This is a genomic window from Cognatundibacterium luofuense (genome assembly GCF_018139685.1).
Taxonomy (GTDB): domain Bacteria; phylum Pseudomonadota; class Gammaproteobacteria; order Burkholderiales; family Burkholderiaceae_D; genus Undibacterium; species Undibacterium luofuense.
In genome coordinates, this window is sequence record NZ_JAGSPN010000579.1 from 1 (window position 1) to 292 (window position 292).

General features: G+C 54.5%; 1 protein-coding gene. It reads right to left on the reverse strand.

Annotated features, from left to right (window positions below):
- Positions 1 to 265 (reverse strand): transposase (locus tag KDM89_RS21720; protein WP_212689845.1); only part of this gene is annotated, 265 nt, incomplete at its 3' end.
- Positions 266 to 292: the final 27 nt, after the last annotated feature.

Sequence of the window (292 nt, forward strand, 5' to 3'; positions counted from 1 at the left end):
CTGCTGATATGGGATGTTGTACCAGCTGTTCAATTTCGGCAGTGACGGCGGCTAAGTCAACGTCGAGCGTTTCAAACAGTTCACGCTGCTGCTCGCCGGTATAGGCTTCGCTGGTGGCGGCAAACTTCTGCCGTTTCAGGATGGCCAGTTCGTGGGTCAACTTATCAATCAGCGTTTGCCGGAACCGTCCTTCGGCCTGTAGCCGGATGGCCAATTCGCGGATCTGGTCCGGGTTGAGCTCAGTGATGTCGACAGTTAAATCCATGTCTGGCAATGTGCCAGACAAAAGCCT